Below are 23704 nucleotides of genomic sequence, written 5' to 3'. Positions count from 1 at the left end.
CCCTCACTTGTAATTGATGCGTGGATCAACGACGGCATAGAGCAGATCCACAAGCAGATTAATGATTACGAAAATAAAAGCAATAATCAGAATGCCAGTCTGAATGACAGGATAGTCACGCGAGCTGATCGCCTCAAATATATATCTTCCCACACCCGGCCATGCAAAGATCGTCTCTGTCAGCACCGCCCCGCCGAGCAGAGCGCCTGTCTGCAGCCCCACCACAGTCAATACAGGAATCAGCGAATTTTTGAGCGCATGCTTGTATACTACGAGAAATTGCGATAACCCTTTGGCTTTTGCCGTACGGATGTAGTCCGAATTCATTACCTCCAGCATGCTGGAGCGGGTCATCCGGGCGATAATCGCCATCGGAATCGTGCCCAGTGCAATGCTTGGCAGGATCAGATGTTTAACAACCGTCCACAACTGGTCCCAGCGGCCTGCCAGTATCGTATCAATCACGTAGAGATTGGTGATGCTCTCCACCGGATTGCGCTGGTCCATCCTGCCTATGGAGGGCAGCCAGTGTAATTTCAGCGAGAATAACAGCTGCTCCATCAGACCAAGCCAGAAAATCGGCATGGACACACCAATGAGCGCTATAATCATTGCGGTATAATCAAACCATGAATTTTGCCGCCAGGCGCTTAGAATACCGGCATTGACTCCCACAACAGTGGCGAACAGCATACTCGCCGCCGTAAGTTCCAGGGTAGCGGCCAGATAAGGCATAATTTCTTTGGCGATTGGCGTTTTGGTACGGATCGAGGTACCCAAATCGCCTTGCAGCAAATCGCCCATATAATTGAAATACTGCTGCAGCCATGGCTTGTCGAGACCCAGTTGTTCCCGCAGCGCCTGCTTGGACTGCTCCGTTGCCTTTTGTCCCAGAATCGTCTCTGCCGGATCTCCCGGAATCGCATGGATAATAGAGAAGACAATGATTGTCATCCCAATCAGCACCGGGATTAAAACCATTACACGTTTTAATAGGTAGGAGTTCAAATCAGCTCACCTACTATTCGAAGTAGATTGCGCTGTAATATTCCGTACCTGTCGGACCTGGAACAAAACCCTTGAGATTGGCTTTGGCAGCCAGCAGCGGAGTCGTGTGCACAAGCGGAATCCAAGGCGCATCCGCTTTGATGATTTCCTGAGCCTGCTTGTACAGGTCGGAGCGTTTGGCTTGGTCCGTTTCCTTCTGTGCATTGATCAGAACCGTATGCAATTCTTCATTAATATAGAAGGAACGGTTGTTGCCCGGAATCGCATCTTTATCAAGGAGCGTATACAGGAAGTTATCCGGGTCACCGTTATCACCGGTCCAGCCGAGCATGTAGATGTCATCTTTTTCTCCGACTTTTGTGTCGTCAAGGTAAGTAGCCCATTCAGGGGACTCGATTACCGTCTTCACGCCAATTTTTTCCCAATCGGCTTGAATCGCCTCAGCAACCTTCTTGCCGTCAGGCATATAAGGACGGGAGACTGGCATAGCATACAAGGTTACCGGATCCGGCAGACCTTCAGGATATCCAGCCTCAGCCAGCAGCGCTTTTGCCTTCTCCAGATCATATTCATAATCCTTCACGGCATCGTTATAGCCCCATAGTGATGGCGGCATCGGGTTAACGGCAGCCGTTGCCTGACCTGAGAAGAACGCTTCGATAATGGCCTGCTTATTCACTGCATGGTTCAGCGCTTGTCTTACTTTCACGTTGTCAAAAGGTTTCTTATTGAAGTTGAAGCCGAGGTACGAGACATTAAACGGCGGGCGTTCAATCTTCTGCAGCCCGGTGTTGCCTTCCAGTGTGGACAGATCATCAGGGCTAAGGTCTTCCATCAGGTCGATTTCACCGTTCTGCAGAGCTGTGAAGCGCGCAGAGTTATCCGGAATGGAGCGGACGATAACTTTGTTCAGCTTAGGAAGCCCTTCTTTCCAGTAGCCCGGATTCTTGTCCAGCGTAATGGAATCATTGTGCTTCCATTCGGTGAACACAAACGGTCCTGTGCCTACCGGCTCATTCTTGAAGTTTTCCTTCTTCTCCTTAATCGCTGTAGGGCTGGCAATCCCGAAGGAGGTCATGGCGATATTCTGCAGGAAAGGGGCCTGCGGCTGATTAAGCACAAATTGCACGGTTGTGGCATCAACAGCCTTCACCTCTTTAATGACACGGCTTCCGTCCGGACCGAACATGGAGTCATAGTAGTCAAAGGAATCGCCTTCGAATTTGTATTCACTTGCCGGATCACTCCAGCGCGTGAAGTTAAACACGACAGCCTCGGCATCAAAGTCTGATCCATCATGGAACTTCACACCCGGATGCAGCTTGAAGGTGTAGATTAAGCCGTCGGCTGAGACTTCCCAGCTGTCTGCAAGTGAAGCCTGCACCTCAGAGGTCCCCGGTTTGTATTCCAGCAGAGAGTCAAATACCTGATGGGCAATCTTCAAAGATTCACCATCGGTTACGATTGCCGGGTCCAGCGAAGCCGAGTCACCGCCGCGCCCCAATATCAGTGTATCCTGTGACGTTGCCGCAGAATCAGGAGAGCTTTCCGGTGCGGCAGTTGCCGCTGTATTGCCCCCCGCAGTTGATTCCGTGCTTGCGTTATTGTTGCCTCCGCAGCCGCTTAACGTTAATACCGCCCCCAGCGTCACTGCCAGTGCAAGACTACTCCATTTCTTCATCTCTAGAAAACTCCCTTCCTTCATTAAAAGTATTAAAGCGTCTATATGGAGCTGCGCCAAAGCGCTGCCATATACCAAGTCCACTAATTGCATTCATGAATGGTTGCTCGCTCTGAATACCAAGTGGAAACGGCTTTGCCGTCCTTTTTAAGGACGGTACCGTTTCAGCGAGAAATAGAAGGATAAGTTATCATGTGAAACATATAATTTCTTATATTTTAAGATAACTCCTGCCGGAGTCTTTCTAAGATGTCGTCAAGTCTTGTTAAGCCAGCCGGGTGTCAGCATCATCATATAAATGGCATGCGGTTAGATGCCCTGGCCCGGTCTCGATCAACGGTGGTCTTACATTGCGGCATACGTCCATCACCCGGGGACAACGGGTATTAAAGGCACAACCGACAGGCGCATTGGCCGGACTCGGCACTTCCCCCTGCAGAATAACCCGTTTCTTGCGGATATCGGGATCGGGTTCGGGAACAGCCGACAGCAGCGCCTGTGTATACGGGTGCTGCGGCTCGGCATAAAGCTTGTACTTATCGGTAATCTCTACAATCCGTCCCAGGTACATTACGGCGACACGGTCACAGATATGCTTCACCACACTGAGATCATGGGCTATAAATATGTAGGTAAGTCCAAATTCCTTCTGTAAATCCTGCATCAGATTAATGACCTGAGACTGGATGGATACATCCAGTGCGGACACAGGCTCATCCGCTATAATCAGCTTCGGCTGCAGGGCAAGCGCCCGGGCGATTCCAATCCGCTGCCGTTGTCCGCCGGAGAACTGATGCGGGTAACGCTGGAGATGTGCCTTCGCCAAGCCGACTACATCAGCCAGCCGCTCGACAGTATCCCTCCGCTGCCTGGCATCGCCAACACCATGTACAATCATCGGCTCTTCCAGAATACGCTGCACCGTATTCCGCGGGTCAAGGGAAGAGAACGGGTCCTGAAAGACAATCTGCATCTCCCGCCGGCGCTTGCGCATTTCTTCCAGAGTGAGCCTGGTGATATCCTGGCCTTCGAACCAGACCTCCCCTGCTGTAGGCTCGATCAGCCGCAGCAGCGAACGCCCGGTTGTCGATTTGCCGCAGCCGCTTTCCCCCACCAGTCCAAAGGTCTCGCCTTTGTTTACGGAGAAGGAAATATCGTCCACCGCTTTGACAGCCCCTTGCACCTTGTTGAAGAAACCTTTATGAATCGGATAATACTTCTTGAGGCCAATAACCTCGAGCAGGTTCTCGCTCATACAGCATCCTCCTGTTGGCTGTCATGCAGCCAGCATCTGCAGCTGTGCCGGTCTTCCTGCAGTGACAGCTCAGGAAGCGACTCGCGGCAGATGTCCATCATATCCGGACAGCGGGGTGCAAACCGGCAGCCCTGCATATCTTTATTGAGAATCGGCACATTGCCGGGAATGGAATACAGCCGTTCCCGGACCTCGTTCATTCTTGGCACAGACTGTATAAGCCCCCTCGTGTAGGGATGAAGCGGATTTTTAAAAATATCGCGCACACAGCCTTCCTCTACGATCTTGCCGGCATACATAACAGCAACCCGGTGGCACATCTCCGCCACTACTCCAAGATCATGGGTAATCAGCATGACCGCAGTGCCTTGTTCTTCATTCAACCGCCGGATCAAATCCAGAATCTGCGCCTGAATCGTTACATCCAGCGCCGTTGTGGGTTCATCGGCAATGAGCAGCTCCGGACTGCAGGAGATCGACATCGCGATCATCACCCGCTGGCGCATGCCGCCCGACAACTGGTGAGGATACTCATCAATGATCGCTTCCGGCCGCGGTATTCCTACTTTGCGGAGCATCTCGACCGCATGCTCCCGTGCTTCTCTTTTCGATAAGCCGCGGTGAAGCCGCACAGTTTCGATAATCTGCTGACCTACCGTAAACAGCGGGTTAAGCGAAGTCATTGGCTCCTGGAAGATCATCGATACCGAGTCTCCGCGGATCTTTCGCATTTCTTTTTCCCTAAGCGGCACAAGATCCTGCCCTTTTAATAGAATGCGGCCGCCTACAATCCGGCCGGGAGGATTCGGAACCAGCTTTAGGATGGACAATGAAGTGACGCTCTTGCCGCAGCCCGATTCACCAACCACTCCAAGAACCTCGCCCGGATCAATATACAAATCGACGCCGTCCACAGCAGGAACCTCTCCACGATCCGTAAAAAAATGAGTATGCAAATCCTCAATTTCCAGAATTGGCTGGATCAAAATGAACCCTCTCTTCTATTAAAAATTGAACAAAGGTCAAATGACTGACAAGAAAATCTCTCTAAAAGAGAGATTCAACCGCGAATACCTTACATAATAAGTTAGTTTTTAGCATTAATTCGACATAGTTGTTATTTAATGTATAACATTACTATATAAAATCATGGTAGACAAGAAAAATTTACAAGATTAACTAACCTCATAGGGTTTAAGGGTATAATTAATGACAAAACAAAAAGATCCTGCTCTATTTGTAGACCAATAGCCACCTTTCCAGTTGAACCCTCATCATATCCCTATAGTAAAACGGCTCCACAATCTCCGCTTCCTCCTCGAATTTCATGATCCAACGAACAAATCCAATATCCTGTTCAACAGCTACCTTAAAGTGGAGAAAGCGGCTCTGGCGGTCCACCTTGCTCGGTTTTACAAACAACTCCTCATATTTGATCCAATCCATCATCCGTTCCGAAAATTTCACCTTGAATTCGATCTCCAGACTGTCTTGGTCCAAACGCCACTTCTGCTTCATAAAAGACTGCAGATCAAATTGCTCCTTGGAAAAAAAACGGTTCAACGGCCTGACACTCGAGAACCCGTTGATGTGAAAAGCCCGGATCATGCCAAAGCGGTGGCAGAAACCAATTAAATGATAGCGGTTCTCCAGCGGAACCAGGCAGTACGGATCGATCTGTATCTCCTTCTCTTCATAGGCATTTTCACTGTAATCCGCCTGAAAGCTTCGCTGTTTCATTATAGCCAGCAGAATTTCCGTCAGAAAAGGCGAAGGCTCCCCCTGCGAAGTCCCCCTCTCTGTCCAATGCTGCCCGGCTTCTTTTTTTACGCTTTCCATCTTCTCTTCCCTTTCCGCCTTCTGCTTATATTCCGCAGCCATGATTTTTTCATAGGCGTCTTCAAAATGCGCAGGCAGCAGTGGCTTAATGTCATTCATAATGCCGCGGAGCTGTGAAAATGCGGCCGATTCTTCTTCCGACAAATCTAAAGGATAGAGTGCAAAGTTCCCGATAAAAGCATATCCCTTCCCGTGCCCCAGGTGGGTAATAGGGATATGCATGGCACTTAGCGCATCCATATCCCGGTATATCGTTCTCTCACTGTTGCCGCAGCGTTCCGCCAGCTCACGGGCTAAAATTCCGGGTTTGGCCTGAACTAGCGTAATGATGCGCATCAGCCGGATTAATCGGTCTGTCATTTTCAGTTCCCCTTGATTTATGGTAAAATAGACCCATTATTTTAAATAAATTAGTTATATATATCTAAAAACAGGGAATTAATAACCTCGTTACAAAAATATAATAGAACTATTTTACTATATTACCACATTAATATATCGCTCTATCTGTCAGCTATTCTGGTTTGCACTCAGCGAAATAGTGCAGTTATGTATATGCCCTAGTTACCGGTTGTTGGATCTTAAACTGTGTATTCCTAGAGTCACCAGACCTGAATCCCAACGTCCAACTGCTTGTACAAAGCCTCCGCCTCTTTAACCAGCTGCATGTCTCCAGACTGGGTTGCCAGCAGCAGCAGATCATCCGCCTGTCTGCGCAACTTATCATAGGAAGCTGGGTCGGATGTCTTAGAACTTAAGGCCACTGCTTCTTCCATCACCATCGCTGTCTTGAGCAGCTCCAAATGCTTGGCTACATGAAAGCAACTGACCGTGCCGAGCACATCGGTATGGTGGGTATACTCTAGGCTTAGCTTATGCAAGGGCAGCTCGCGGATGCGTTCCACCGGGGGTTGTTTATATTGCCACTGCAGCCAGAGTGCTTCATGGTTTCCGGCTGGCATCGCCGCCATAGTGAATTCCAGCGCTATATATTTCCTCCCTCCCGCATGTATTTTACCAAGCTTAAGCAGCAGCGATCTGCCTTCCCCTGCCTCCACTACACATCCATAACATGCCTTCAGACTTACATGCGCTTCAAGCCATACTCTCAGTTCAATTTCACGGGCAACGACTTTGCGGCTTTTCTTGCGGGTTTCCACACCTTGGACCATGCCTTCCCACTCGACTAGCAAAACTACATCTCGAGCAGCTCCTGCAAAAATCCGGTTTTGACTCCATGTAAATATGGGCTGGATACTTGCTTGCATATTTCCACCTCTTTCTTTTTTTGGATCTTCTATTAATGTACCAATAATGGCGGACAACTCCTTGTCATGGAATATATGTTCGGACCTAGAATATCGACAAAAAAAGAGCCACTCCACTAAAAAGTGGATTGCCTCTTTGCGAAAGATCGTTCTTTTGTCTAAAGATGACGAAAAATTCGTGTAATTTCACCTATTCCCCAGTTTGCCGTTCCGGCGCTCTTCCTTGAACAAGAAACCCAGTGCCCCTTTGGCGCATAGCAATGAAAATAGAAGAAACAGCACTGCCCAAAAGATGGCCGGCAAAGGAGTCAACCTCGCCAGATTGGCCGCATCCCCTGCACGGGAGGGTGTAAATGCCGCAGACGATACCAGAAAAAGTGTGCCCACTACGGATTCCTCAAGCGTGAGAAACGCCAGAAACAAGTAATAATATTTGCTGATCTTAGGCCAGAGAAACATCATTGCCAGATTCAGCGCAATAAAGCCGGTCAGCCACATCATGCCGAATCCGCCCCGCACATATAAAATCAGCATAATGAGTGCTATGGCGGTGGACAGCATCAGCCCCCATTGCAGCCGGTTTCTTCTATATAAATAGAACAGCAGCAAAGAGAATAACGAAGCCAGCGGATATCCGGCCAGCGACAACAGTATCGCTTGTGCTCCCGCACCAATGGCCGAATAGGTGACCCCGCTGTGATCGGCGTACAGCTCAATGCGCAGCACACTTCCCGAGAGCAGCAGGGTCATGAGCGCATGGCCGAACTCGTGAACCATCGTATCCAGATTGCGGAACAAGGAAGAGAACGGGATTAACCGCGTCAAAAAGGCAGAACCTGCCAGAAACAATAGCGTCTTGAGCCATTTATTCATCACATCAGCCCCTTTCCGTTCAAAGTATACGATAATTTGTACACCTGTGGTAGCAAAACCGAAACCTGAGTGTCTTTAATGCTGTATTACTTTTATGGTTATAGCCGCAAGCCCCAGGGTAAAAAAGCTTAAGTCCCTTTATATCCAAAACTCGGGACAAAAATGTGCTTTATCCGCCAAATGATGCCAGACTTCCCCTGTAAGGTACCCGGAAGTTGTCCGGCTATGTTAAAATAAAAGTAATATTAGCCTATACCAGGTGGTGATATGTAATGAAAAAACATGTAATGAGCAAATTGATCAAGCTGTTAAGTTCGGCCCTGCTGCTGCTTGGGATAACGGCAGCCCTGCCGGCTCCTGCGGCTCAGGCCAATTACTTCAGCGATATATATAAAGGATTGCAGAATTTCTCGGAATTGCCCGGTGAAGTTAATCAATTGCAGGAAAGCTACCAGCAAACGGTGGATGAGCTCCAGCAGACCAAAAATGAGCTGGGCGAAACAACCCAAGCCTTGGGACAGACGCTGCAGGAGATGGAGACGTACCGTACCCAGAATGAGGCTCTTCAGGAGCAGAACCGCCAATTAAGCCTGGTGGTAGATGAATTGAAAAACGATCGTACGGCCCGGGAAAACTACTATAACCGGATTAAAGTTACGGTCATTACCGGGGTTGCCCTTATATTCGGTTATTTCCTGCTCACCCGGCTGCTTCGCTTCGCGATGCGCTACCGGTCCAGAAGAAGCGACCGGCTGCGGTAGTCCGCAAGGAGAGCGCTACCCGCAGAAACAAGAAGTCACAGGAACAAGGAAGTGTAAGCTATGAACGTTGATGTCCAGGATGAAGGCGACAGCGGCAGCGGACAAGCCGTTGCCTTTACTGTTGGAGAGAACGAAGAGGTTCATGTGCTGCACCCGCAGCAGATTATTGCTTATCAAGGTCCCTCTTCAGGCCGGGCGGACCGGCTGATGGATGTCAAGGGCATGTACCGCAAGCGCAAGCTGATCCGCTCGGATCTGTCCGGGCCCTGTCGGTTCGTTGCCGCACTTCCTCCCGGTTATCGGATCAAAACGCTGCAGCTCGACGGAAAAAGCGATCTGCTCTATGATTTCAGGCATCTCTTCTTCTATAGTAAAGGGGTTACGATGCAGACCCGGGTGCTCAGCATGAAGAATATGCTCGTGACACGCGATGTCATTAAGGTGAAGTTCTCCGGCAGGGGCAGCATCGGCATCTTAACTGAGGGAACGGTATGCGAAGCGGAGCTGCATCCCTTCGATCCGCTGTATGTGGATGCCGGAAGCGTCATTGCCTACCCCGAGAATGCCAAGCTTGAGCTGACCGTCTACGGCAATCATCTGGCCAGCCAGCATATGAGCTATCATTGGAAGATGACAGGCCACGGGCCCGTGCTGTTCCAAGCCGGTCGCCAGAGCCGGCGCTTTGAACGCGACAACAATGAGGACGGGATTATCAAACGGTTTCTCCGTGAGGCTCTGCCATTCGGGGGAGTATTTATTAAGTAGGGATAAATACAAACCTTAATTAGCAAAAAGAGTGCCCGTGCGTATCACGCAAGGGCACTCTTTAATTTACAGACAATGCACACAACCCATAAACCCGGCCACAGCTTCTATACCGGGAATCACAGGCGGTTCCTGATTGTTGCTACTTGGTCACTTGGTCTTATGCCAGGTAGGCATTCAGCATCCAGGCGCTCTTCTCAACACTGCTTCTGATACCAATCAGCAGATCAGCAGTCGGTTGATCGCTCAGCTCTTCTGCTGCCGCGATGGAATGCTTCAGCTCTTCTGCAACAAGGGCAAAATCTTTTACGAGTTGGGTAACCATTTCTTTGGCGCTTTCGCCGCCGACAGCTTCCTTGAGCTCGGAGAGGGCCAGATATTGGGTCATAGTAGAGGCCGGTTGTCCGCCGATAGCTAGCAGGCGTTCAGCCAGCTCATCCACATAACCTGCAGCTTCATTGTACAGTTCTTCGAATTTGGCATGCAGCGTGAAGAATTGCGATCCGCTCACATACCAGTGGTAATGATGCAGTTTCACTCCGAGCAGGGTCCAGTTCGCAGTTTGGCGATTCAAAGCAGCGTGCAGTTCAGTCTGGCTCTTTACTTGTGTACTCATTCTAATAGCCTCCTATGGTTTGTATATATGTTATTGTATTTAGACTTGTTCTAAATATATATACAATATAACATGAAGTTATACTTTTTGCAACGATTACGACGATTTTGTTGCTGCAAATTCTAGCATAACTTTCTGTTATACTCCTATTATTTGTGTCACATTGGAGCATAAGCACCTATATTGACACAAATCACATCATTGCGGCATAAAAAATTACATGAAATACAAGGATCTAAACCTAGGTAGTTTCCGCTTGAGCCGCCTTGCCTTTTCCGCTCCGGAAGATCGCCCGCATCTCGTCGCGTTTAGACTTCGGACTAAGCACATAGACTGTATCTCCTGCCTGAATGACGGTATTGCCATGCGGAGTGACAATATTCTTATCCCGTATGATCGCCGTGAAGAGAATATCATCAGGCAGCCCCAGCTCTGCAATCTGCATCCCGGCAATCGGCATAGAAGGCTGTATTCCAATATGATTGAATTCCGAGTCCGTCTTGCCAAGGGCCACAAGCTCCATGAGGGAAGGCTGCCCCGCTTCTTCCCGCCCGACCAGCTTCAGTCTGGAAGCAAGCGGTGAAATCGTCGTCCCCTGAATAACAGCCGAAGTAAGGACGACGAAGAAAACGACATTAAAGAACAGCCGTCCCTGCGGAAGACCCGCCAGCAGCGGATAGGTGGCCAGTACAATCGGCACGGCGCCGCGCAGGCCAGCCCATGAAATCAGTGTTTTTTCCCGGAAAGAGAATTTGGCAAAGAGCAGGCTTATAAATACCCCGGCCGGCCGGGCAATTACCATTAGGATGACGGATAGCAGCAGCCCGTCCCAAGCGATATTTGCAAGCTCCTGCGGGAACACCAGCAGCCCCAGAAGAATGAACATAGCAATCTGCATCATCCAGGCAAAGCCGTGATTGAAATTCATGATGGTGCGGTGATACATCAGTTCGGAATTCCCCAGCGTCAGGCCAATCACATAGACGGCAAGCAGTCCGCTGCCGTGTACCATGGCTGTAAGGCCATAGGTCAGTACGGCAAACCCTATAGCCATTACCGGATACAGACCGGTGGAATCCAGGTTGATTCTGTTGATCAGATATACGGCCACCTTGCCGATAATGATCCCCAGCAGCAGGCCAATCCCCATTTCCCATACAAAGGACAGCAGCAGGCTCCAGATGGCAGTATCGGGATGCTGGATCCATTCAATCAGCGATACGGTCAGAAATACGGCCATCGGATCATTGCTTCCAGACTCAGCCTCCAGTGTGGAGGTCAACCTTTTGTCGATGTTTTTGCCGCCCAGAACAGAGAATACGGCGGCTGCGTCCGTTGAACCGACAATCGCTCCGAACAGCAGGCTTTCCGCCCAAGGCACTCCCAGTATGAATTTGGCGAAAACGCCTACTATGGCTGTAGTCAGCAGCACGCCCACCGTGGCCAAGGACAACGCCGGCGCCATAATCGGCCGGATATCCTTCATGCTGGTCTGCATCCCGCCTTCAAACAGAATCACGACCAGTGCAAAAATCCCGGCAATCTGGGTCAGGGATGCATTGTTAAAATAGACAAAGTGGCTGAGTACCATCCCCACCGCAATAAATAATACGAGCGCCGGCATGCCGAACCGTGTAGAGAATTTTGTGGAAAGCACTCCTACAAGCAGCAGCACCGCCAGCAGCATAATAATCTGATCTGCAAGATGAGTCATCGTTTACTTCGCACCCTTCTGGTATGAAATCAAGCAGACGTTACCGCTCCTTGTGTTATTTACGTTATTAACCTCAAAAGTCTTTTCTTGAGTCAGCTGCGGTAAAGACTGCCGGGTGCCCTGCTCTGGTCATCTACACTTCCATACTGAATTTATAATGCTCAAACGGCCGTACATCATACATCTCTTCTATTAACTACATAACAAAAGCCTGACCTTGGAAGGTCAGGCTTACGGACTCATTTAACATTGACTATTATAATTCAAACTCCTCCGTTGAATCTGAAAGGCCGCCATTCTGCGTCCCCTTGTTATTTGCCACGGCAAGAATATACAGTTTATATTTTTTGCCTTTAATAATTGGACTACCGTTGACATCTATTGTTGATGCTGTAATTACCGGATTCGTTCCGTTAGGAATGATCGACTTGTAAGAGGAAGCTGTCACCCCAAGCGCATCACCTAAGCCAAAACCCTGCTTGGCCGGAACTACTAATACCCGGTATTCAGAAATATTGGTCTCATTGGACGATTTGGTGAAGCGGGCCAGTATTCTGCTGTCGTTCACTTGATACGTGACGTTGGTTACAGAAACCACAGGGGTTTTGGAAGACAACGTAATGTCCGTGGATGCCTGGGACAAGACATTAGAACCTGAATAATTCCCACTACCAACAGATAATACATACACTTTGTAAGTGGTTCCCTCTTTGATCCAATTGCCGCGCACATCTCTGGAGGATGAATTTAATATTTGACTGGTGCTATTCTCTGATGTGCTCACCGCTGTATAGTTGGAGCTGGATATACGATTGGCTTCAGATACGCTGAAGTTGCTGTAATATGAGGTTGGCACCACCATGATCAGATATTTGCTGATGTACCTTTCGTCCGCAGCATGAGTAAAGGATACTTTCAAATCCCGTCCATCACCATTGTCGCTAACGTCGCTTACTGTTAGATTAGAAACGGCTCCCATACTGAAGTCAGTCAGCAGCGTAATAACCGATGAAGCGCTGGAAAGCACATTTGCACTTGAATTGCTTCCAACCGATAACACGTACACTTGATAACCAGTTCCATTTTTGATCAAATTACCCCGTACGTCTCTGGTTGATGAGGTCAGGATTTGATTGGTGCTGCTTCCTGATGTACTCACCGCTGTATAATTGGAGTTGGATACATTATTCGCTTCAGATACGCTGAAGCCGCTGTAATAAGCTGTAGGTACGACCATAATCCGATACTGGTTAATATTAGCTTCGGCTGTGGGATGGACAAAGGACACTTTCATATCCCGGCCGTCTCCATAGTCATTAACATCACTAACGATGAAGCTTGAGATTCCTGTAGTGGACAACGTAATCGCGGATGACGCAGGAGACAGTACTTGATTGGCCGAATTCCTGCTATCTACCGCCATAACAAACACCCGGTAGCTCACACCCGACTTTATAAGCGCTCCATCGACATCCCTGGATCCTGAAGCCAAGACCTGAGAAAGATTATTTCCCGTCTTGCTGACTTGGGTGTAGTTAGAGCTGGAAACTGCGTTTGCTGCCGCCACATTGAAATTTGTATAGTTCGCTGCTTTAACTACAAATATCCGGTAAGAATTGACCTTCGATTCATCCGGCAACTTGTTGAAGCTGACGGACAAATCCCGTCCATCGCCATTATCCCCGACATCATTCACTTGTATATTGGTTGGTGCGGATACAATATTATTCACCAACGTAAGCGTTGCAGAACTATTCGAAAGGGCACTGGTATTATTCCCTTTGCCTACCGCCAAAACATAAGCAATATACGGCTGATTGACTTTAATTAATTCACCGCTGATATCCCTCGACCCAGCGTTCAGTTTAAACGTAGGATTAGCTCCGATAGACAATACAGTAGAATAATTGGACGGTGCGATCTGTTGGGCGGATGACAAGTTTAATGTGTTCCCCGCTTTCACAATCAATACCCTGTAATGATCAACAATGGACTCATCTGCCGCCCGGACGAAGCTGACCTGCAGATCACGTCCGTCACCGCTGTCACTCACATCCTGCAGGACTACATTGGATGCCGGACTTACGCTTCCACCTTTACCTCCGGAAGTCGTTATGGACACTGTTCTCGCTTTGGAATTCCATACCACTTCCTGACCCAGAGCTTCGCTGACGAACCGTGTCGGAACCAGCGTTCTGCCCTTCAAACTTTGACCAGGCACATCGAGGATAACAGGCTTATTGTTAATCGTGGCAAGTGTGGAGCCAAGCTTCAATATAATCGTTGTATCCTCTTTTGTTGCTGTTACTGTTTTTGTCTGCTTATTCCACGTGGTGGTGGCATCAAAGGCTTCAAAAATGGCCCGTAACGGCACCAGCGTTCGTCCACGCACCGATATGGGGGGTTGATCAGTAGGTAAGGGAACACCGTCAATCACAATTTTGATAGGTGCATCTGCCTGAGCCGGGGACTGCAGCAGCATCGGGAACACCAGCAACCCCGCTAAAATCGAAATAAATAACTTCTTCACAAGCTCACCCTCCTGGATAATAAATAATTCCAATTTCTTGACTATCCCTTTGACGCATCAACCGGTCTAAAAGTTTCTCGATTTATAGGTTAAAATAAATTAATCTAATTTCCATTCCCAGGCTAAGGAATCAGGGATATGGAAACGCAAAAAAAATCCCCGCCACACTTACGGCAGGGATTGATTTCGCGATCCGGCTGGATCGCCCCTTGCAAAGCTACACGACTTCCGGAATTTCAAACGGCTCCTGGAGCGAAGGCCGCCCTACCGGGTAATACCCGAAGCCCAATCCGCTTACCTGCTGCTCCGAGAAGGCGTTTCTGCCATCAATGAGGACGGTGCCGCTCATGGCTGCTTTTACCTCGGCCAGATTGATCTCTTTAAACTGCCTCCACTCTGTCAGCAGGCACAACGCGTCGCTGTCCTTCGCAGCTTCCAGCGCCGAGCTGCACCACTGGATCCCGGGATGATTCCGCAGCCGCCGGAAATTATCCATGGCCACCGGGTCGTATACCTTAGGAGTAGCGCCAAGCTGAATGAGCCTGTCTACGATCTCCAGTGCAGGAGCCTCCCGGACATCATCGGTTTCCGGCTTGAAGGCCAGCCCCCACAGTGCAATGGTTCTGCCTTCCAGGCTGCCCAGTGCCTGATGTAGCTTGCTGATGACACTATAGCGCTGTTCTTTGTTGACTTCCACTACTGATTTCAGCAGCTTGAAATCATAATGTACATTGCCTGCGATTTGGATCAGCGCTGTTGTATCCTTGGGGAAGCAGGAGCCGCCATAGCCAATACCCGCTCCCAGAAACGAGGGCCCGATTCGTGTATCCAGTCCCATTCCCTTGGCTACCTCCGTGACATCGGCCTTTACCTTCTCGCAAATGTTGGCGATCTCGTTGATAAATGAAATTTTGGTAGCCAGAAAAGCATTGGAGGCGTATTTAATCATCTCCGCACTGCGGATGTCTGTGATCAATATTCTGGTGTTCAGCGGCTCATGCAGTCCGCTCAGCAGCTTGGAAGCACGCTGGCTGTCCGTCCCGATGATAATGCGGTCCGGAGCCAGCGTATCCCGGATAGCCGTTCCTTCACGCAGGAATTCCGGAAGCGAAGCAATATCGAACGGCCCTTCGTATAACTCGCTCAGCAGCTCACGGACTCTGTCATTGGTGCCTACCGGCACGGTGCTTTTCACGCAGACTACTTTATAACCGTTCATGGCCGCACCGATCTCCCTTACGGCTGCATCGACGAACCGCAGATCTGCTTCACCGCTCGGCAGCGAAGGCGTTCCTACCGCTATAATCACCAGCTCTGCATCCGCCACTGCACCAGACAGGTCTGTCGTGAAGCGGAGCCGGCCCGCCTCCATATTTGTGCAGGACATCTCCCCAAGCCCCGGCTCATAAATCGGAATGCCGCCACTTAGAAGCAGCTCAATTTTCTCCGCATCCTTATCGACACAATACACCTGATGGCCAAGCTCTGCATAGCATACACCTGACACCAAACCGACATACCCTGTTCCTATCACAGTAATGTTCATGTCTCTGCTCCTCATCAAAGTTTTGTGAGCTTAAATAGAAGAACTTATCCCCTGGCGATATCACCGAGAGCGATCCTCGCCTCCCGCTGCTCCGCCTGTTTGGCAAGTGCCGCCTGCCTGGACAAGGCATGAAGAACCAGCGCAAAGCTGCAGACAAATCTTGTCCCCATCCCGATGCAAATGCTCCACGCGGCGCCGGTTGCCCCATAGACCGGGATCAGCAGGAAGGAGCTTGCGATAATGGATAAGCAGGTCAGCAGAAATACCGGAATTTGCAGCTTAATATAACGGGAGACGGTTAAAGCTGCACTGAGGCAGCCTGTCATATACCAGATCGTACTTGCCAGCATGATAATAATGAAGACATTGTTGTACGCGGCATAATCGGGACTGTAGAGCAGGCTGAGCAGAAACTCACCCATGAAATAGGCAGCGGAAAGACCCGCTAGTCCGAGCAGCAGGCATAGGCCCATGATCTGCAGGAGCAGCCGTTTGAACCGCTGCAGGTTGTCCCGGTAGTAGCGCGACAGCCTCGGACTCGACGCCTGCGTCATTGCATTGACAAAGGTGCCTCCCGCCATCATGATGTAGGCGATCGCAGAATAGTAGCCGAGCGCTTCCTCACCGCCGATATGCTGGAGAAAATAACGCGGAATGCTGCTGTTCAGGGAATCCAGCGTAGCGGTAATACCCAGTGGCAATACAAGCAGGAGCAGCCCCTTGAGCGTAGACCGCTCCCCTTCCCCGAAATCCTTCCAGAGACTCATCAGGCGGCCCTTCTTCAGTCTCCCTTCCGCCGAACCGCTGTGCAGCATGGCAGCCCCGTTCTTCATGTCATAGAACAAGAGAATCCCTAGCCAGGCAAGCGCAAGCGCTAAAGCTCCGGCGGCAATGCTTTGGGTCAGATAGACACTTATCCCAAGCACAAGGACAGAGGACAAGCCTTTTAGAATCATGGATTTCCCGACATACTCCATCCTTTCATTCCGCTGAAATAATCCGAAATAAATATCCGAGACGGATTCGACCATTTTGGCTGCGCAGACGAACCAGACCACAAGAAGCGTATTCAGGGATAGCGGAATGAATGCAGTAACAGCGAGAATGAGGAGGAATACGGCCGTCATCGACAGCAGTCTGAGTGTTAAATATTGCTGGAATGAATACTGGTTGCTGGCATCGGTAGCCTGGAAATCACGAAGCTGGAAATTTGCAAACAGAATGACCGGAGCCGTAATTGACAGAGCCAGCACATACTGGCCGACCATGGCCGGGCTTCCGAGCTTCGCCAGCAAAACCACCATCCCCCATTGGGATAACGAATAAATTAAATTTCCGGTGAACAGCCACGAAAAGTTTTTGCCGGAGGCCTTCTTCATCATTCTCATTGCTACTCTCCTTTAATGGTGCAGCCTTTCAGCTCGTGAATCGTTCTTTGAAATACACGGCGGGAAATCCGACATGAACCTGGTTCGCGGGAATATCTTTCATCACGGTGCTCCTTGCCCCTGCAACCCCCATTTCATAGATTGTTACTCCGGGGTATACAAAGACATGGCTAGCCACCCATGCTCCGTCTTTCAGCTCTATCGGTTTCGTAATGAGACCGAAATGGGGATCATTCAGCTTATGGCTGCCTGTACACAAATAGGCGTTCTGGGATATCACACAATGGTCGCCGATCACGATGCTGTCCAGACTGTACAGCTCCGCATGGTCTCCAATCCATGAATAATCACCGATCTTGACCTTCCAGGGATACGTGAACTTCGCCGAAGGCCTTATCCTTACCCCTTTGCCTACCTGTGCGCCGAACAGACGCAGCAAAGCGCTGCGGAAGCCATGCATATTGTGCAGCGACACTCTGAACACGGTTGCCTGTATCAGCCACCACAGCATTACTACAGCGCCGCTTCTCCCTCTAACGAACCAGGATTGATCATACTTCGCTAAGTTCATCTTCATTGTTCAGACCTCATCCATAATTAGTTCCAACCGCTTTAGATAGTCCGCTTCCTTATACCTGCGTAGAATCTTACTCCGGTTCTCATCAGCCATTTGCTTCATTCCGCTCCGGTCCTGAAGCAGTCCGGCGATGACTCCGGCAATAGCCTCCGGCGACTGCGGTTCGATCAGAAAGCCGTTCTCCTCGGATACGATGTCGGGAATGCCGGCATGTTTCGTCGAGATAATGGCCAGTCCGTTGCCCATTGCTTCAATTATGGAGATCGGCTGCCCTTCATTGGGATAATAGGTCGGAAGCGCAAAGATATCGCAGCGCTCCAGCAGCCGTTTCTTGCGCTCCCCGGTTACCACGCCATGATAAGACACTTTATCCTGCAGCCCATTCTGCTGAATGTAGGCCAGGAACTCCTCCTCATCCTCCCGATTGAAGAAGCTGCCGGCAAAATGAAAATGAATGTCCCGGTCCTTGAGCCGTTCCGCTGCCATCAACAGATCGAAGTATCCCTTGCTCTTAATGAAATTGCTCAGGTATACCACCTCAAGCGGCTTTCCGGTTTCCATCAGCCTGAAGATTTTGCTCTCATATTCCCATGAGGTTAAGAGCTGGCTGTCCTCAATGCAGTTCTCGCAAATTCTGATTTTCCCGGCATCGACAATCCCGGCAAACAGGCATTCCAGACTTTTGCTGAGGACAATCATCACATCCACTTTCGCGAGCAGTTTCTTGTTGATAGCCCGCTGCAGGGGATTAAACTGGCTGTACAGCTGTCTGAAGTAGCCGCCGTGATAATGAATGACCACTTTTTTACCCTTCCTGAACAGATTGGCCAGAATAAGCATATCCCGTAGATTGCCCCACTTGGATTGTGAAATGGTAAAGTAAAAAATATCTGTGTCCTGGCGGTTGATCATGCTCATATGAGCAGCAACCTTCTTATTGTCCTTAATATCCACATGGGTAAGTTCGTATTTTTCGTTAAAAAGCCGGGAATTCAGAAGTGTCTCGAGTGCTTTGGACAATCCGTGCACAGGCGGGGGAAATTGGCCGATAATGCAGATTTTCTTCATTATGATCACCTTCATTGTCACTTGGGATAATGTTCTGACCTCCGCAGCTGGACCCACGGGCCCGAATGCATCTTAGCCATCTTTCTTTTATTCTCTGTGCTCTCCGCCTTGCCAATCCGCAGCCGGGACACCTCCTCGCTCTGCAGAATAGCCACCCAAAAGAGCACCTGGATGAAGGCAAAAGAATCAAATTGCAGAAGCGAATACAACAGCAGGACGACCATCAGCTTCGGGAAATTGCCCTTGTGGCTGAGCCTTACTAAAGAGAGCAATAATAAAATCAGCATAATCCCCAGCAGGCCGAATTCCGACAGCAGCCGGGTGTACATGTTATATTGCGGTAGGGTCAGATTGTATTTAGCGTCCCTAAGCTCCTCGTTCTCTTCAAGGGTGTCAGCGGGAATATGGTCCAAATTATGCATAAAGCCGTAATAGTAATTCCCCATTCCATACCCGAACCACGGCTTATCGAGAAAGGATCGAAAACCCAGGCTGGAGTAAGTGCTCCTGATGCTGAATGAATTATCTTCCGTAATACTGGCAGGATCCTCGTAGATATGCAGAATACGGTAGTAATGATCGGATTTTAATTGAAAGAGATTGTTAACAAACACGATATTCAGCAGAACAGCAGCAGCCGCAAGGTACATCATAAACTTCATGAATAACATCAGGAACTTTTCGGGCTTGCTGGTAACAATGACATACACGACCACAAAAAACAGCAGATCCAGATAGTAACGGATAGACAAGGAGAGCAGCGATAACGGGATAAATATCCATAACAGCACTTTGTCGGATTTCGTTAAATAATTGTATTTCTTCAGGATAAGATAGGCCGGGAACAGCAGCAGATTGGTATGAAGTCCGATGTAGGATGGCTCCGAGAATGTAAAATGCAGCCGTCCTGCGGTGACGTAAGAATCCCTCTGGACGAAAAAACCGATTACACTGCTTAGCGCGCCGCTATGAAAGGCATACATATATACAAGCTGGAGCAGACCGATTATGACGGCCAGCCAATATCCTCTGAACATCCAGCGGAACAAGGTCAGGAATGAATCCTTGCGGTGTTCGCTCGAATGCACATATATTCTGAAGCTCAGATAGATGATAATGCCGGCGGCCAGAGAAACCACTGCATCCTGAAGCCCCGCAAAGGAGTAATTGTTCTGCAGGCCCAGGATTGCGGAGATCAGGACTGCCGATACCAGAACGATAAAGATCCAGATCTCCTTTCTCTGGAACTTCATCCGGATCAGTACCGGAATCTTGAGTACACAATACAGTACGATAAAAATCAGAGAAACCGGCTTGTATGCTCCGCCGAACATATAGGGGAAATTGTCCAGCGGGAGCAATGCAAAAGCGAGATAAATGAAAGCATTCATAGCTATTCTCCTGTACTCTTCTTCTAGTAGATAAAACGGCCGGCATTTTTGCGGTTGACGTTGCTCAGGACGGCCCCAAGCACCCGTGCCTTAACCAGCGCCAGACTCTCTCTGGCCTTAAGCGCGGCGCCATTCTTCACCTTGCCCGGCTTGACTACCAGCAGGACGCCGTCACACTGGGCCGCGATGATCTGGGCATCGCTGTAGGTCAGCAGTGCGGGGGTATCAATCAGGATAAGATCGAACTTCCCGCTAAGCTCAGCCAGCAAATCTTTCATCCGCGGCGAGGTCAGCAGCTCCGCAGGGTTGCCGGAGAGGGGTCCAGCCGGAAGCAGCGTCAATGTTCCGTCAAGCACAGGCACAAGCACTTCCTCCAGCAGAGCCTGGCCATTTAGAACCGCGCTGATTCCCGGGTTTTGCTCTACATTAAATATGGAGTGCTGGGACGGGCTGCGCAGGTCCGCATCAATCAGCAGCACTTTTTTCCGGCACTGCGCGTAAGCCATCGACAGGTTGGCAGCAGTCGTGCTTTTGCCCTCGCCGCTTAATGCCGAAGTAATCATGAGCGTCCGGATGCCTTCATCCTGGTGCGAATAATCAAGAGTAGTCCGCAGCTTGCGGTAGGCCTCGGCAGCCGGGGAATCCAGACTGGGATCCGCAATCAGATAATGCTTAGACTTCGAACGTGACATTCTTCTTCCTCCTCGTCGGCTTGGCTGTATTTCTCGGGGCTGCCACCCGGTCCCGCTGTGTAATCGCCGGGACTGCCGAATACGTAGAGAGACCCAGCACATCGCGGATATCCGCTTCCGTCTTGATCGTATCGTCCAGGTAATCGAGCAAGAACATAAGTCCCGTTCCGATCATCAGGGACAGAACGAGTCCGATAATCATATTGAGCAGCGGCTGCGGTGATGTGGGATCTGGAGTATCAGCCGGATTGGCTTCGCTGAGGACGCTGATATTATCTATTTTCATCACCTTGGGCACTTCTGACTGGAATATGGCAGCCACTGCATTCACAATTGCAGCTGCCTGAGCGTAAGAAGTATCCACTGTCTCCAGGGACATCACCTGGGATTCCTCGACGGCGGATACAGTTACCTTCTTCAGCATTTCATCGGATGTGAGGCCAAGCTGAGGATACTGCTGGACGACCAGATTCATGATCCTCGGCGACATGATGATCTCCTTGTAGGTCGCTATCAGCCGGATGTTGGAGTTGATGGTGCTTAGATCCAGCTTGCCGCCAAGCAGTTCAACCTCCTGCTTGGGGGTTACAATAAGCTTCGTTGACGCCGTATACTGCTTCTCGGTGTATTCAAACGTGTATATTCCCGTGGCGGTAGTAATCACAACAACAAGCAGGACCAGCAGCCATAATCGCTTTCGGATTACGGTCCAATACTGTTTTAACTCCACTCAAATTCCTCCATTCGAATTATTAGAACGAATAAACAAATAATAATTATTCAATACGCGACCTACAAGACATAAACTATTGCTTTAACCCGTTTCCATGCCTCTTTACATACCCGTTTTCAACATTCCGCAATTTCAGACAGTCTCTAAGGGTTTCAAAAAATACCTCGATAAGAGTATTTGTCGACTCAATTATATTCGTTTCGAATAACATTGTAAACAAATAAAAATTTTCAGTTTCACAGCATGCTTTCCAGCATGAACAGCACGTCGGATCGTATAGCTGCAAGCTTCCGCCTGCTGGCAAGGCTGTCAGAAGCATGGCTGCCGAGGAACAGCTGAATGCCCGGCTGTGCAGATACCGGCCGCAGACCATACCAGGACCCGTCCTCCATTATAAATTTGAGCGCGTCATACCGCGGCATATCCAGCGCCAAATGTTTGCCTTTGGCCAGTTGGATATGCTCCCGGGCCCGGAAGTCATACAACTGCTCAACCTTTAATCCGCCCACTACTCTTAACGCATCCTTGCTCAGCCGCCCCATGATAAAGCTCACCCTCTGCCGGCCTTCAAGTCCGCGGTATGTAAGCTCTATCCTGTCATCTGCGAACCAGCCGTGCTCCGCATACAAGTCCAGCAGCTCTTTGCCAAGTGTTCTGCCCCTGGACTTAAAATAGGCTGACATCTCGGCAATCAGCACAGCATACTGAATGGCGTCACTGCCAGCAATGGAGCCCCCGACCGCAAATCCGCCGTCCTCATCGTAACCGAACAGAAAAGGGAGATTGCCCGAGCGGCAAAATTTCCCCAGCGATGCCCCTCCGCCAAAACCTCCGGTAACATTGATCGTCTTAATCCCCTCTTTTCGGGCAATAGACGAGGCAAGATCACTTGTAAAAAAAGACTTAAGCAGCACTCCACCGGCAGTGCTTCCCCCTCTGTTGTTCTTTTGCCGCAAAAGATAGTGGAGAAGCAGCGCCGCCGTTTCACTGTGGCTTAATACAAGATACTTGCCCATTTCCGTCTTAATGGACAAGGCCAGCTCACTATACTGCGGGTTGAACGCCAGAATCAGATCGGCATTCATCTCCGCAGCCGCCTCATTCGCCAGCCGCCAATCGTACAGCTCAAAGTATTGGGAGGACGACTTCGCGCTCTGCAGCTTCGGGTCCTGAACGACATGTACCGAGGTAAAGCCGGAACGCAGAAGCGTGCTGCGCAGCAGTCCTGCCTCCCCCTGCCCCGGCTGGATATAAAGGATACGCACAGAAGCGCCCATGATTTGATTGATTTCCCTGGAGACCGGAATCCGGTCCACATCCTCCAGATAGGCGCTGGCGACTTCCTCCCCGGTAAAGACAAGCCGGCCTGTACGGGCCGCCTCCTCTACATTCATCAATCCGATATGAAGCCCATCTTCCCACTGCTCCATGTAACGGGCCAAGCGCAGGTTGGTCTCCGTCTCTACCGGCATTCCATGCTCATCATAAAGGGTGCAGCCGCTGTAGCCGGAGGCCTCCCCCCCGCTCGACATGAGCAGCCCTCCGGCAGCATGTAAATACCGTACGGCAAATGCCAGTTCACCTGCGGGAGAAGGCTGGCGGAACAGATAACATTTCACCTCATGATTCGCCAGAACAAGCGCCGCCTGCTCCGCAAGCCCTTTGGAAAAGGACGTTGAATCATAGCCGATGGCTATGCCTCTCTGCCCGGCGGCAAAGCCGCGGCTCTTAATCTCCTCAGCCAGTCCCCGGCAGACGCGGCGGATCGTAAATATATTCATCCGGTTCGTTCCAACCCCGGTAATCCCGTAAATGCCATGATCCTCAAGCTGCAAATCCTGATAGAAGCGGTCGATAATTTCCGCAGACTTCAGCTCATTCAGCTCTTTGCTGAGATAAGCGGGCAGCTCTGCATTTTTCCAGCGGTTATAACGCCTCTGAACGATTTCCTCCAGCTGATCGGCGATTGCATGCATGTGTTGGCCTCCTTTGGGTTAGG

20 protein-coding genes are annotated in these 23704 nt (G+C 49.9%); 2 read left to right on the top strand and 18 right to left on the bottom strand.

Annotation, left to right across the window (positions count from 1 at the left end):
* Window positions 1-3: 3 nt before the first annotated feature.
* The 7 genes from ACAN56_RS16245 to ACAN56_RS16215 form a co-directional block, all read right to left on the bottom strand.
* Complete coding sequence (locus tag ACAN56_RS16245; protein WP_038586600.1) at window positions 4-1008, bottom strand: ABC transporter permease; 1005 nt, start codon at window positions 1006-1008, stop codon at window positions 4-6.
* Between the two features lie 13 nt (window positions 1009-1021).
* Window positions 1022-2689, bottom strand: a complete 1668-nt coding sequence (locus ACAN56_RS16240) for an ABC transporter substrate-binding protein (RefSeq protein WP_379144131.1) — start codon at window positions 2687-2689, stop codon at window positions 1022-1024.
* A gap of 265 nt (window positions 2690-2954) precedes the next feature.
* Window positions 2955-3944: an ABC transporter ATP-binding protein gene (locus ACAN56_RS16235; RefSeq protein WP_038586594.1), complete on the bottom strand. Its 990-nt coding sequence runs from the start codon at window positions 3942-3944 to the stop codon at window positions 2955-2957.
* Entirely contained in the window at window positions 3941-4930 is a 990-nt protein-coding gene (locus ACAN56_RS16230; RefSeq protein WP_379144128.1) for an ABC transporter ATP-binding protein, read from the bottom strand. Before ACAN56_RS16230 ends, ACAN56_RS16235 begins: the two co-directional genes overlap by 4 nt.
* A gap of 247 nt (window positions 4931-5177) precedes the next feature.
* The gene (locus ACAN56_RS16225) at window positions 5178-6143 is read right to left on the bottom strand and encodes a helix-turn-helix transcriptional regulator (protein ID WP_038586590.1); all 966 of its coding nucleotides are present in this window, start codon (window positions 6141-6143) and stop codon (window positions 5178-5180) included.
* Window positions 6144-6385: 242 nt separating this feature from the next.
* Window positions 6386-7051, bottom strand: a complete 666-nt coding sequence (locus tag ACAN56_RS16220) for a hypothetical protein (protein ID WP_038586588.1) — start codon at window positions 7049-7051, stop codon at window positions 6386-6388.
* Window positions 7052-7237: 186 nt separating this feature from the next.
* The gene (locus ACAN56_RS16215; protein WP_379144125.1) at window positions 7238-7924 is read right to left on the bottom strand and encodes a M50 family metallopeptidase; all 687 of its coding nucleotides are present in this window, start codon (window positions 7922-7924) and stop codon (window positions 7238-7240) included.
* A 272-nt stretch (window positions 7925-8196) separates the two neighbouring features.
* On the opposite strand from ACAN56_RS16215, the gene ACAN56_RS16210 reads away from it, so the two are divergent.
* Both ACAN56_RS16210 and ACAN56_RS16205 read left to right on the top strand, forming a co-directional pair.
* Window positions 8197-8685 (top strand): hypothetical protein, encoded by a 489-nt coding sequence (locus ACAN56_RS16210; protein ID WP_038586583.1) that lies wholly within the window; start codon window positions 8197-8199, stop codon window positions 8683-8685.
* A gap of 60 nt (window positions 8686-8745) precedes the next feature.
* Complete coding sequence (locus tag ACAN56_RS16205; RefSeq protein ID WP_038586581.1) at window positions 8746-9450, top strand: AIM24 family protein; 705 nt, start codon at window positions 8746-8748, stop codon at window positions 9448-9450.
* 160 nt (window positions 9451-9610) lie between these two features.
* Here ACAN56_RS16205 and ACAN56_RS16200 read toward each other — a convergent pair whose 3' ends face one another.
* The 11 genes from ACAN56_RS16200 to ACAN56_RS16150 form a co-directional block, all read right to left on the bottom strand.
* Complete coding sequence (locus ACAN56_RS16200; protein WP_038586577.1) at window positions 9611-10066, bottom strand: Dps family protein; 456 nt, start codon at window positions 10064-10066, stop codon at window positions 9611-9613.
* Between the two features lie 241 nt (window positions 10067-10307).
* Complete coding sequence (locus ACAN56_RS16195; protein WP_038586574.1) at window positions 10308-11780, bottom strand: potassium/proton antiporter; 1473 nt, start codon at window positions 11778-11780, stop codon at window positions 10308-10310.
* Window positions 11781-12036: 256 nt separating this feature from the next.
* Window positions 12037-14310, bottom strand: a complete 2274-nt coding sequence (locus ACAN56_RS16190) for a copper amine oxidase N-terminal domain-containing protein (RefSeq protein ID WP_379144121.1) — start codon at window positions 14308-14310, stop codon at window positions 12037-12039.
* Window positions 14311-14527: 217 nt separating this feature from the next.
* On the bottom strand, window positions 14528-15856 hold the full coding sequence (locus ACAN56_RS16185; RefSeq protein ID WP_076109976.1) for a UDP-glucose dehydrogenase family protein: 1329 nt from the start codon (window positions 15854-15856) through the stop codon (window positions 14528-14530).
* Window positions 15857-15900: 44 nt separating this feature from the next.
* Window positions 15901-17244 carry a lipopolysaccharide biosynthesis protein gene (locus ACAN56_RS16180; RefSeq protein WP_379144118.1) on the bottom strand — a complete coding sequence of 448 codons (1344 nt, stop codon included), beginning with the start codon at window positions 17242-17244 and terminating at the stop codon, window positions 15901-15903.
* A gap of 28 nt (window positions 17245-17272) precedes the next feature.
* Window positions 17273-17821: a WcaF family extracellular polysaccharide biosynthesis acetyltransferase gene (locus tag ACAN56_RS16175; RefSeq protein ID WP_038586568.1), complete on the bottom strand. Its 549-nt coding sequence runs from the start codon at window positions 17819-17821 to the stop codon at window positions 17273-17275.
* Window positions 17822-17824: 3 nt separating this feature from the next.
* Window positions 17825-18889 carry a glycosyltransferase family 4 protein gene (locus ACAN56_RS16170; protein ID WP_379144115.1) on the bottom strand — a complete coding sequence of 355 codons (1065 nt, stop codon included), beginning with the start codon at window positions 18887-18889 and terminating at the stop codon, window positions 17825-17827.
* Window positions 18890-18906: 17 nt separating this feature from the next.
* On the bottom strand, window positions 18907-20280 hold the full coding sequence (locus tag ACAN56_RS16165; RefSeq protein ID WP_379144113.1) for an O-antigen ligase family protein: 1374 nt from the start codon (window positions 20278-20280) through the stop codon (window positions 18907-18909).
* A gap of 23 nt (window positions 20281-20303) precedes the next feature.
* Window positions 20304-20972 carry a CpsD/CapB family tyrosine-protein kinase gene (locus tag ACAN56_RS16160; RefSeq protein WP_038586561.1) on the bottom strand — a complete coding sequence of 223 codons (669 nt, stop codon included), beginning with the start codon at window positions 20970-20972 and terminating at the stop codon, window positions 20304-20306.
* Window positions 20953-21702 (bottom strand): YveK family protein, encoded by a 750-nt coding sequence (locus ACAN56_RS16155; protein WP_379144110.1) that lies wholly within the window; start codon window positions 21700-21702, stop codon window positions 20953-20955. Before ACAN56_RS16155 ends, ACAN56_RS16160 begins: the two co-directional genes overlap by 20 nt.
* A gap of 239 nt (window positions 21703-21941) precedes the next feature.
* Window positions 21942-23681 carry a phosphohexomutase domain-containing protein gene (locus ACAN56_RS16150; protein WP_379144108.1) on the bottom strand — a complete coding sequence of 580 codons (1740 nt, stop codon included), beginning with the start codon at window positions 23679-23681 and terminating at the stop codon, window positions 21942-21944.
* Window positions 23682-23704: the final 23 nt, after the last annotated feature.

This window comes from Paenibacillus paludis (assembly GCF_042610515.1).
In the GTDB taxonomy this organism is placed as follows: Bacteria; Bacillota; Bacilli; order Paenibacillales; family Paenibacillaceae; genus Paenibacillus_AQ.
This window is presented reverse-complemented; position numbering and strand designations above follow the sequence as displayed.

Coding starts and splice junctions, on each gene's coding strand:
- ACAN56_RS16210 (WP_038586583.1), top strand. CDS start 8,197: ATGAAAAAACATGTAATGAGCAAATTGATCAAGCTGTTAAGTTCGGCC.
- ACAN56_RS16225 (WP_038586590.1), bottom strand. CDS start 6,143: ATGACAGACCGATTAATCCGGCTGATGCGCATCATTACGCTAGTTCAG.
- ACAN56_RS16150 (WP_379144108.1), bottom strand. CDS start 23,681: ATGCATGCAATCGCCGATCAGCTGGAGGAAATCGTTCAGAGGCGTTAT.
- ACAN56_RS16185 (WP_076109976.1), bottom strand. CDS start 15,856: ATGAACATTACTGTGATAGGAACAGGGTATGTCGGTTTGGTGTCAGGT.
- ACAN56_RS16195 (WP_038586574.1), bottom strand. CDS start 11,780: ATGACTCATCTTGCAGATCAGATTATTATGCTGCTGGCGGTGCTGCTG.
- ACAN56_RS16235 (WP_038586594.1), bottom strand. CDS start 3,944: ATGAGCGAGAACCTGCTCGAGGTTATTGGCCTCAAGAAGTATTATCCG.
- ACAN56_RS16180 (WP_379144118.1), bottom strand. CDS start 17,244: ATGAGAATGATGAAGAAGGCCTCCGGCAAAAACTTTTCGTGGCTGTTC.
- ACAN56_RS16200 (WP_038586577.1), bottom strand. CDS start 10,066: ATGAGTACACAAGTAAAGAGCCAGACTGAACTGCACGCTGCTTTGAAT.
- ACAN56_RS16220 (WP_038586588.1), bottom strand. CDS start 7,051: ATGCAAGCAAGTATCCAGCCCATATTTACATGGAGTCAAAACCGGATT.
- ACAN56_RS16170 (WP_379144115.1), bottom strand. CDS start 18,889: ATGAAGAAAATCTGCATTATCGGCCAATTTCCCCCGCCTGTGCACGGA.
- ACAN56_RS16215 (WP_379144125.1), bottom strand. CDS start 7,924: ATGAATAAATGGCTCAAGACGCTATTGTTTCTGGCAGGTTCTGCCTTT.
- ACAN56_RS16175 (WP_038586568.1), bottom strand. CDS start 17,821: ATGAAGATGAACTTAGCGAAGTATGATCAATCCTGGTTCGTTAGAGGG.
- ACAN56_RS16240 (WP_379144131.1), bottom strand. CDS start 2,689: ATGAAGAAATGGAGTAGTCTTGCACTGGCAGTGACGCTGGGGGCGGTA.
- ACAN56_RS16205 (WP_038586581.1), top strand. CDS start 8,746: ATGAACGTTGATGTCCAGGATGAAGGCGACAGCGGCAGCGGACAAGCC.
- ACAN56_RS16160 (WP_038586561.1), bottom strand. CDS start 20,972: ATGTCACGTTCGAAGTCTAAGCATTATCTGATTGCGGATCCCAGTCTG.
- ACAN56_RS16165 (WP_379144113.1), bottom strand. CDS start 20,280: ATGAATGCTTTCATTTATCTCGCTTTTGCATTGCTCCCGCTGGACAAT.